This is a genomic window from uncultured Shimia sp., assembly GCF_913054185.1.
GTDB lineage: Bacteria > Pseudomonadota > Alphaproteobacteria > Rhodobacterales > Rhodobacteraceae > Shimia.
Map to the genome: position 1 here is coordinate 1 of NZ_CAJXIV010000127.1, position 9,809 is coordinate 9,809.

Genomic DNA, 9,809 nt, shown 5'->3' on the forward strand with positions numbered 1-9,809 from the left:
CTTGTGTTGTGATTTTTGCGGCTTACTTGCCGGTGGCTGCTTTTGTGGCCAGACGCAACCGGGGTCCAGACACATCACAATGGGAGCAGAGCGGATGAAACTGGAACTCATTGGGCAGTTGGCTGATGACCTGAAACAGGTCAAAGACGGCGAAATGTTGTGGCAACGGTGCCTGACTGCTTTGGGGACCTTGGGGGTGGATGGGGTGGGCTACGGTGTCATTCCCATGATTGGCTTGACGGGTCCTGGCAAAATGACGGAGGCCACGTTTTTCCGCCATTCTTATGTGAGGGAATGGGAAGAAGCCGTGGGCAAAGATCGCCTTTTGGACGAAGACATCAGCACGGAATTGTTGCTGAATGGCCAGGAAGAAATTTTCTGGAATGATGATCCGGACAAATACAACGCCTCACTGGCAAACCGCCGTTTACATCAGTTGGAGAATGACTTGGGTATGGTCTGGGGCCAAACCTTGCTTCTGTCGCACCATTCCCGTGATCCGGTGTCCTCCGGCATCGGTCTGCATGTTGGCCATGTGAAATCCGACGCTGAGTTTTTTGCCTATTGGAAAGAGCATGAACAAACACTGCGTACTATGTCCGAAATGCTCAACAGCGGCATGTTGGAACAGCATATAGATGGTGTAGTGCGCCTGTCTGGCCGTGAGAAAGACTACATTTACTGGTCCGCCTTAGGGTTGGACCGGGTGCAAATTGCGGACCGTCTTTGCATCAGCGCAAACACCCTGAACAAGCCAATTGCCAGCGCCAAAGCCAAACTCAAAGCCCGCAATACGCCTCAGGCCGTCGCAAAAGCCGTTCTGCTAGGGTTGGTGGAGCTTTGATACTGGCAATTGTTTGCCAGTTGATCAGACCGGATATCTTTTGCAAAACATCAATCAGTAAAAGTGGGAAAAGGTCATTTCAAACAAGTCGCGTGGGCAAGGCACAGTGTTTTGTGTGTGGGACCTACCTTCGAGTGTTCCGTTGGCATTGAGTGAGTGGTGGCGAAATCTTCTGTCGAAGAGGCTGCTCTGGTCTCCCCAGGATCAGGGCTGGAATGGGCGACTTCTGCTTTTGCGAAACAGGATCTGCTGCGGTCCGGCAACGAAGCTACGGAAATTGATCTCCCGTGCCCTCACCGCTGGGTGTGCAGCCAAAGCGGCTCCATCATTTTGAAGTTGGTATTTCATGACGCAACATGAAGGGGTCTTCGGGCCCCTTCATTTTTTGGAGCCGGAGAGACGGTCCACGTGTTGGCGCCGGGAAAGTGTTGCGCCAAGATGTTTTGAAAAAAGATGTTAACATTTGGCGCACCACCGCAAAACAGTCGCAATACAGACGGGATACCGACGGCAAATACCCGGTGAAAAATGAGATGATTACCCAATCGCAACGGCGGTGTTGCGCTAGCGGCCTCGCCATTTCAACAAATCCCGCACCGCGAGCCCCAAACGGATTTCAAATCCTGAAGCCACCTCTCCATGGCTCGCCAAATCACCCGTTTAAGTCGTCATCCCGCCCACTCCAAAGGCTGTATTGTTAGGAGTGTTAGGGCGCCAGATATTTGCAGATATCGCGTGTGTGCGACCCAAAAAACTGATTTGAATACGGGGGGCTTCCGTTTGAGTTCAGTGGGTTGCTTGTGGATTCGTGCCATGGGTGAAAACTGGGGTCAGATCAGTTCTGATCTCGCAGTCACATTTTGTCGAAATAGATTTGCTCCGTTTGATAAGGATCAAGTTACTGACGCGTCGGACAGACTACCAAGAGCGCAAGAAAATAGTTCTTGAGAGCGCCTATGTCCTCCGATTCGTCCATCTGCACATGCCTGAGCCGGTCTTTGACCGGACTGTTGGCTGTTGTCGCATTGGTGGCCCAGTTGATGACGCCGACCATGGCCCATGCCAGCGCAAGTGGCGATCAAAGCGGAGACTGGATTGAGATTTGTGCCGACGCAGGTCCGGTGCTTGTGCGGCTGCTTGATGACGGCACAGTTGAGAAACGCGCGCCTCAGTCACCGGCCCATGGGGCCTGCCCAAAATGTCTGACCTGCGTGACCTGCGCTGGTGTGGCCGGGGTTGATCCTGGTGTTGTTGCTTTTGTTGAAGCGGTTGCATTTGCTTTGCCGTTGCTGAGTGACATGTCGGGCGCGGCAGTGTTTGTCAGCAAGGCGTGGGAGCGCCCGATGACCCGGGGACCGCCAAATGCGCCCCAGTACAAAAATGATTTGGCCCGCGCGGGCCATGTGATGACAGCAAACCCGACAGAAGGAGGTGCGCTGTGATTATCAAGCGCGCGTTTATGACCTGGGTGTCTGCATTGATCTGTGCCTTTGGGCTCATGATGGCAGATGTAGCCAAAGCCGACAGCCTGGCGTCTTTCCTAGCAGAATTAGATCCTGCCGAATTGGCAGAAGGGGCCGACGCGTTTGGCCCGGTGCGCGCGGACGTGAAAGTCGCGCCTGTGCTCAAGGGCGGCGAGACCGTGTCTTGGGCGTTTTTGACCTCTGATTTTGTTGGCACCACCGGCTACTCCGGAAAACCCATCCATGTGGTTGCGGCGATTGACGCCGATGCGGTGCTGACTGGCGTGAAGCTGGTGAAACACAGCGAGCCAATTGTTTTGATTGGCATTCCCAACAGCAAGATGGTGACGCTGACCGAAGGCTATGCCGGGTTGGACCTCAAAGTTGAGGCGGAAACAGGCGGCGAAGGGCATGATCTCGACATCATCTCCGGTGCCACTGTCACCATCATGATCATTGACGATAGCCTTGTGCGCGGCGGCATCAAAGTGGCGCGGGCCTTGGGCTTGGGTGGGCTGTCGGTGCAAGAAACCGGACCTAAGCGTGAATTGGACATGGCCAATGACGCGGTGCAAGACTGGACCACATTGGCCGGGGACGGCTCGGTGCGGCGCATGACGCTGGACGTGGGGCAGGTGAACCAAGCCTTTGCCGAGATGGATGATGAACGCGCTGCAAAACGCCCTGAAAAAGGCGAGTTGGACGACACGTTTATCGACATGCATATGGCGCTTGTATCCGTGCCGTCGATTGGTCGCTCGCTGCTTGGTGACCACGAGTATGAAAACCTTGTGGAGTGGCTGGACGAAGGTGAACACGCCATTCTGGTGTTGGGGCGCGGCAAGTACAGTTTCAAAGGATCCGGCTATGTGCGGGGCGGCATCTTTGACCGTATCCAGCTGATTCAAGGTGACAATTCGGTCCGCTTCTTTGACAAGCAGCATCGCCGTTTGCGGGCGCTGGAAACCACAGACAGCCCAAGTTTTGTCGAGCTGGAATTGTTCAAAATACCTGCTGACGCAGAGTTTGATCCGGCACAGCCGTTCCGACTGCAACTGTTGGTGCAGCGCTCCGTAGGCGCGCTCGATCGAGTATTCCTGACATGGGATCTAGGCTATCGCCTGCCAGATGACTACCTGCTGCCGTTGCCTGCGGCCTCCATGGTTGACAGTGCTGCGGATGAGGCGGCTGCAAAAGCCGCACTGTGGCAGCGTATCTGGAAAGACAAAGCAACCGAAATTGCCATCCTTGGTGTAATGCTTCTGGTGCTGACCGCAGTGTTTTTCTTCCAGTTCCAAGCCACATGGAAAGCCCGCCGGTTCTACTGGTTCCGGATCGGCTATCTGACCTTCACCCTGTTCTTCGTTGGCTGGTACGCCAACGCGCAGCTGTCGGTGGTGAACATCATGGCGCTGGCAAATTCGATGCGCTCGGGCTTCACCTGGGATGCCTTCCTGATGGATCCGCTGGTGTTTATCCAATGGTTTGCCATCGCTGCGGCGCTGCTGTTCTGGGGCCGTGGAGCCTACTGTGGCTGGCTGTGCCCGTTTGGCGCGCTGCAAGAGCTGACCAACCAAATTGCGCGTTACTTCAAAGTGCCGCAATGGACCCTGCCGTGGGGGCTACATGAGCGCCTGTGGCCGATCAAATACATGATCTTCCTTGGACTGTTTGGCGTGTCGCTGGCGTCTTTGGAAACTGCGGAGCAACTGGCCGAAGTCGAGCCGTTCAAAACCGCGATCATTCTGAAATTTGTACGTGACTGGCCGTTTGTTGTGTTTGCCGGATCGCTGCTGGTGGCGGGGCTGTTCATTGAACGCTTCTACTGCCGTTACCTGTGCCCACTGGGTGGGGCACTCGCGATCCCTGCGCGTATGCGCATGTTTGATTGGCTGCGTCGCTACAAAGAGTGCGGTAGCCCGTGCCAGACCTGTGCCAACGAATGCCCGGTGCAGGCCATCCACCCAACTGGGGAAATCAACCCCAATGAATGCGTGAACTGCCTGCATTGTCAGGTGCTCTATCAGAGCGAAGAGAAATGTCCCGTTGTTATTCGCCAGCTTAAGCGACGCGAGAAGACGGGGTCGGCTGAGATCAAGATTCCCAAAAAATCTGCTCCGGCCAATCATCCAAATGCAAAGACTGCATAAACCTTTAAGGAGGGAACAATGTCTGAAGACCTGAAAAACATGAAAGTGAGCCGTCGCGGCGTAATGGGGGCAGCAGCCACCGGCGCAGTTTTGGCCGGTACTGGTGTTGGTTCGCTGGTTGGTGGCGCAAGCCCCGCTGCCGCGTCCGGAAAAGCGTCCATGGCGCCAGGTGAACTTGACGAATACTACGGCTTCTGGTCCTCCGGCCAATGTGGTGAGCTGCGTATTCTGGGCGTGCCGTCCATGCGTGAATTGATGCGTGTGCCAGTGTTTAACCGTTGTTCCGCAACCGGCTGGGGCCAGACCAACGAGTCACTGAAAGTTCTGACCGAAGGACTGACCGACAAAACCAAGGAATTTCTCGCCGCAAACGGCAAGGTGACTTACGACAACGGTGACCTTCACCACCCCCACATGTCCTTCACCGATGGCACCTATGATGGTCGCTATTTGTTCATGAACGACAAAGCCAACACCCGCGTGGCCCGTGTGCGTTGTGACGTGATGAAGTGTGACAAGATCATCGAGATCCCGAACGCCCATGACATTCACGGCCTGCGTCCGCAGAAATTCCCGCGCACTGGTTACGTCTTTGCTAATGGTGAGCACGAAGCGCCACTGGTCAACGACGGCAAAATCCTGAACGAGCCTGACAAATACGTGAACATCTTCTCCGCCATTGATGGCGACACAATGGAAGTTTCATGGCAGGTGATCGTTTCCGGTAACCTCGACAACACCGACTGTGACTATCAGGGCAAGTATGCCTACTCGACTTCTTACAACTCGGAAATGGGTATGACCCTGGCCGAGATGACCGAGAGCGAGCTGGACCACGTGGTTGTGTTCAATATCGCGGAAATCGAGAAAGCCATTGAATCTGGTGATTATCAGGAACTGAACGGTGTGAAAGTTGTGGATGGCCGTAAAGGTTCCAACAAGAAATACACCCGTTACATTCCGATCCCGAACAGCCCACACGGCATCAACACCGCGCCAGACGGCAAGCACGTTTGTATCGCTGGCAAACTGAGCCCAACCGTGTCGGTGATGGATGTCACCAAACTGGACGCTCTGTTTGACGAAGATGCTGATCCTCGCTCCGCGATCGTTGCAGAACCACAGCTGGGTCTTGGCCCGCTTCACACTGCATACGACGGTCAGGGCAACTGCTTCACCACTTTGTTCCTCGACAGCCAAGTTGTGAAATGGAACCTTGAAGCAGCCGTGAAACAGTACGCTGGCGAAGATGTGGATCCGATCCTTGAGAAAGTGGACGTACACTATCAGCCAGGCCACAACTCGACCTCCATGGGTGAAACCAAAGAGGCCGACGGCAAGTGGCTGATCTCGATGAACAAGTTCTCCAAAGACCGTTTCTTGAACACCGGACCTTTGAAGCCTGAGAACGAGCAGTTGATCGACATCACAGGCAACGAGATGAAAGTTGTGCACGACGGCCCAACCTTTGCTGAGCCACATGACAGCATCATCGTGCGTCGCGACATCGTGAACCCGAAAAACGCTTATGACCGCAACGACCCAATCTGGGATGATGCGCGCAAACAAGCCGAAGCGGATGGTGTTGACCTTGACGATTGGCAGGACTCGGTTATCCGTGATGGCAACAAAGTTCGCGTCTACATGTCGAGCCAAGCGCCAAACTTCTCGCTGGAAGACTTCACTGTAAAAGAAGGCGACGAAGTCACCGTGTATGTCACCAACCTGGATGACATTGACGATCTGACCCACGGCTTCTGTATGGCAAACTTCGGTGTGGCCATGGAAGTTGGTCCACAGGCGACTGCCTCTGTGACCTTTGTGGCCAGCCGTCCTGGTGTACACTGGTTCTACTGCCAGTGGTTCTGCCACGCGCTGCACATGGAAATGCGCGGCCGGATGTTTGTTGAGCCAAAAGGCGCATAAGTCATGATGAAATGGTCCCTTTCTGCTGTGTTTGCTCTGTTGGCCTCCGTTGTTTCGGCGGCTGACTGGGACGTGCCGCTGCGGGCCGGGGCCATTTCCGAGATACTGGCGCAGGCGGAGGACGGTGACGTCCTTCGCCTCGCCGCTGGCACCTACAACGAGACTGTGGTGCTGGAAAAATCCGTGACGCTGGACGGGATGGGCCATGCCACGCTTGATGGGCAAGGCAACGGCTCGGTGATCACTGTGACGGGCAGTGACGTGGTGGTGCGTGGGCTGACAGTGGTTGGCTCCGGCGATCGTCACGAGGATATCGACAGCGGTATTCAGCTCAAAAAGACCGCAAAGGCGCCGCAGATTTTGGACAACGTTCTGCTGGGCAACCTTTACGGCATTGATATTCACGGCGCCAAAGACTCGCTGGTGGCGGGCAATCGTATTGAGGGCAGACAAGACCGTCTGATGAACCGGCGTGGCAACGGCATCTACGTGTGGAATGCGCCGGGCTCTATTGTTGAGAACAATGATATCCAATGGGGCCGCGACGGGATTTTTGTGAATTCCAGCAAGCGCAACATCTTCCGCAATAATCAGATGCGCGAGCTTCGTTTTGCCGTGCACTATATGTATGTGGACCGCTCCGAAGTGGTCGGCAATGTTTCGATCGACAACGATCTGGGCTTTGCGGTGATGTTTTCGACCCATGTGAAGGTCAAAAACAATGTATCGATCAATGACCGCGAGCATGGCGTGATGTTGAACTACGCCAACCGCAGCGAGATCACCGGGAACTATGTGAAGAGCGCCAAAGAGAAATGCACCTTCCTGTATAATTCCAACAAGAATGACTTCTCCGACAATTGGTTTGAGGGCTGCGGGATTGGCATTCACTTCACCGCCGGTAGTGCGGACAACCGAATTGTTGGCAACGCCTTTGTGGGCAACCGAACACAGGTGAAATTTGTCTCTTCCAAATGGCATGAGTGGTCTGAGGACGGCCGTGGCAACTATTGGAGCGACAACGCAGCCTTTGATGTAAACGGCGATGGGTTTGCGGACAGCCCGTATCGTCCAAACGACAGCATGGACCATGTGCTCTGGAGCCAGCCGGCGGCAAAAATGCTGCTGGGGTCTCCTGCGGTGCAGATGGTGCGGTGGTCACAATCAGCTTTTCCGGCATTGCTGCCGGGGGGCGTTGTGGACAGCCATCCTCTGATGAAACCAGTCCGGCCGGCGGCAGCCGATAAGGTAGAACATGACGGATAAGATCCTTGAGATAAACGATCTGGTGAAAGACCGCGGCAAAACGCGGGTTTTGCATGGTGTGGACCTGACAGTGTCTGCGGGGGAGCGCGTGGCGCTTTTGGGTCACAATGGCGCGGGCAAGTCGACGCTGATCAAAACGGTGCTTGGCCTGACCAAACTGGGCGGTGGCACCGTAAAAATTGCAGGGCACAAACCTGGCAGTGGTGCCGCACGGGCAGATACCGCGTTTCTGCCGGAGGCGGTGAGCTTCCATCCGGCGCTGACCGGCCGCGAACAGCTGACCCTGTTTGCGCGGCTTGCGGGGCAAAAGGCAGACATTGCCGGATTGTTGGAGCGCGTGGGGCTTGCGGATGCACTGGACCGGCGTATCGGAACTTATTCCAAAGGCATGCGGCAGCGCCTTGGGCTGGCGCAGGTGTTGTTAGGCAAACCTAAGCTGGCCTTGCTTGATGAGCCCACCAGCGGTTTGGACCCAATTTCTCGCCAAGACCTATACTCCATTATTGATGAACTAGCGGCAGGCGGATGTGCTGTGCTGATCGCGAGCCATGCGCTGACCGAAGTCGAAGCGCGCACGGACCGGATTGCGATCATGCGCAAAGGCCATTTGGTAGCCGATGACACGCTTGCGGGTCTTTCGGCCAAAGCTGGATTGCGCACTAAGATGCGGGTGCGCGTAACTTCGGATGCTGAAGCGTTGGTTCAAGCCACCGGCGGGCGTCGTATGAATGGCGCCTCGGTCGAAATCGAGATCGACGCCGCAGGCAAAATGGAGATGCTGCGTAAAATTGCAGAGATGGGCGGCGCGGTTGCGGATGTGGACATCACGCCCCCCCGGCTTGAAGACCTTTATCGATTTTATGCCAAAGAGGAGTTGCACTGATGCGGTTTCTGGCAATTGCACAGGCGGAAATGCGTATTCTGGCGCGCAACCGTTGGCTGTTTATGGCAACGCTGATCATGGTGTTGTTTGCGCTGGCGCTGACCTTTGCGGGTAGCGCGCCCACCGGGACGTTGGGCGTGGACATGTTGACCGTGTCCGTGACCTCCATGACCACGCTTTCGGTGTATCTCGCGCCTCTGTTGGCGCTGATGATGGCGTTTGACGCCGTTGCAGGCGATGCTGAACGCGGCTCTTTGGGCCTTCTGCTGAGCTACCCGGCGGGGCGGGGTGAAATCTTATTGGGTAAATTCACTGCCCACCTTGCGGCCCTGACAATTGCCATGACCATTGGGTTTGGCACGGCAGGGGCCATCGCGGCCTATATGGGCGGTGCAGGACATGAGAGCGTCTTGGCGCTTTTACGCTTGATTGGCACCTCAGTGCTGCTCGGCGGTGTGTTTCTGACTTTGGGTTATATGGTGTCCTCACTGGCAAAATCCGCCACGGCGGCGGCGGGTATGGCGGCAGGGCTGTGGTTGATCTTTGTGGTGCTCTATGACCTTGGTCTGCTGGGCGCGGTGGTGATGGACACTGGCGGCTGGTTCACCGAAACCCTGTTCCCCTGGTTGATGGTCGCCAATCCGGCGGATGCCTTCCGCCTGTGGAATATCGCCAGCTCCGAAAGCGTGGCTTTGGCCAGCGGAATGGTGGGCGCGGCTTCCGCACTGCCAAGCTGGGCGGCACCGCTGTCTCTGGCAATTTGGCCTCTACTGGGCTTTGCCTTTGCCCGGCTGGCTTTCCGGAGGGTCGAACCATGAGGGTTGCTGTTATAGCAGCGGCGCTGCTGGCGTTGGCAGCGTGCAAAGAGGAGGCAGCAGTTGTTCCTCCGGCTCCTGTGCCACTCACCGAGGAAGCTCTGAGCTTCTTTTGCCAGATGAATATTGCGGAGCATGGCGGTCCCAAGGGGCAGATCCACTTGGAAGGCTATCCCGCGCCGCTGTTCTTTGCCCAGACCCGCGACATGGTGGCTTATCTCAAAAGCCCCGAAAGAGACGCAAAAATCATTGGTGTCTATGTGAGCGACATGGGCGCAGCCCCAAGTTGGGAGCAGCCGGGAATCACCAACTGGACCCTCGCAGACGGCGCACATTTTGTTGTAGGGGCCAAAGTTGCGGGCGGAATGGGCGCTCAGGAGGTGGTTCCATTCAAAGAACTGGACGATGCAGGCACTTTTGCGGCCCAATGGGGTGGGCAAATTATGTCATTGGATGCTATTC

General features: G+C 55.9%; 8 protein-coding genes. All 8 read left to right on the forward strand.

Annotated elements, in window-relative coordinates; translation table 11 throughout:
- Positions 1-94 precede the first annotated feature (94 nt).
- Positions 95-844 carry a helix-turn-helix transcriptional regulator gene (locus tag QZ517_RS18660; RefSeq protein WP_294230078.1) on the forward strand — a complete coding sequence of 250 codons (750 nt, stop codon included), beginning with the start codon at positions 95-97 and terminating at the stop codon, positions 842-844.
- Positions 845-1,800: 956 nt separating this feature from the next.
- Complete coding sequence (locus tag QZ517_RS18665) at positions 1,801-2,286, forward strand: DUF2946 family protein (RefSeq protein ID WP_294230082.1); 486 nt, start codon at positions 1,801-1,803, stop codon at positions 2,284-2,286.
- A gap of 56 nt (positions 2,287-2,342) precedes the next feature.
- Positions 2,343-4,457 (forward strand): NosR/NirI family protein, encoded by a 2,115-nt coding sequence (locus tag QZ517_RS18670; RefSeq protein WP_294230095.1) that lies wholly within the window; start codon positions 2,343-2,345, stop codon positions 4,455-4,457.
- Positions 4,458-4,475: 18 nt separating this feature from the next.
- Entirely contained in the window at positions 4,476-6,383 is a 1,908-nt protein-coding gene (gene nosZ, locus QZ517_RS18675) for a TAT-dependent nitrous-oxide reductase (protein ID WP_294230085.1), read from the forward strand.
- A 6-nt stretch (positions 6,384-6,389) separates the two neighbouring features.
- Entirely contained in the window at positions 6,390-7,649 is a 1,260-nt protein-coding gene (locus QZ517_RS18680) for a nitrous oxide reductase family maturation protein NosD (RefSeq protein ID WP_294230100.1), read from the forward strand.
- A complete protein-coding gene (locus QZ517_RS18685; protein ID WP_294230090.1) occupies positions 7,639-8,532 on the forward strand; it encodes an ABC transporter ATP-binding protein in 894 nt (297 codons plus the stop codon). Before QZ517_RS18680 ends, QZ517_RS18685 begins: the two co-directional genes overlap by 11 nt.
- Positions 8,529-9,350 carry an ABC transporter permease subunit gene (locus QZ517_RS18690; RefSeq protein WP_294230103.1) on the forward strand — a complete coding sequence of 274 codons (822 nt, stop codon included), beginning with the start codon at positions 8,529-8,531 and terminating at the stop codon, positions 9,348-9,350. The genes QZ517_RS18685 and QZ517_RS18690 overlap by 4 nt, the downstream gene beginning before the upstream one ends.
- Positions 9,347-9,809 (forward strand): nitrous oxide reductase accessory protein NosL (locus QZ517_RS18695; RefSeq protein WP_294230093.1); only part of this gene is annotated, 463 nt, incomplete at its 3' end. The genes QZ517_RS18690 and QZ517_RS18695, both read left to right, overlap by 4 nt.